At 74.9% G+C, this 283-nt stretch carries 1 protein-coding gene; it reads right to left on the bottom strand.

The genetic code is table 11. The features are described 5' to 3' along the window. The coding region (locus E0702_RS19235; RefSeq protein ID WP_165927607.1) for a hypothetical protein at positions 1–283 on the bottom strand (283 nt) is incomplete at both ends.

The raw sequence follows: 283 nt of genomic DNA, 5'->3' as shown, positions 1-283 counted from the left end.
GAACCGGGTGGCCTGGAATGGCGTCCGAAGGCGGGCGCCATGGGCGGTGGCAAGGGCCGCTGGGGCCTGGCGGAAGGCCCGCGGGTCGAGCGCCGCATCGTCGGCCGGGCACAGGCTGCGCCCGTCGATCCAGTCGGACACGATCAGCCCGCGCTCGGCGCAGGCCGCGAGAACGCGCCCATGCCCGAGCGTGGCGGCCAGCAGGATCCCCGACAAGGCCTGCGCATGGGCCTTGCGCGTGTAAGCCTTCAGGAACGCCCGTGTGCCGCCCGCGTCGAGGCGC

This window comes from Halomonas marinisediminis (assembly GCF_004347715.1).
In the GTDB taxonomy this organism is placed as follows: domain Bacteria; phylum Pseudomonadota; class Gammaproteobacteria; order Pseudomonadales; family Halomonadaceae; genus Halomonas; species Halomonas icarae.
The sequence above is the reverse complement of the archived record's forward strand: the minus strand, read 5'-3'. Positions and strand labels throughout refer to the sequence as shown.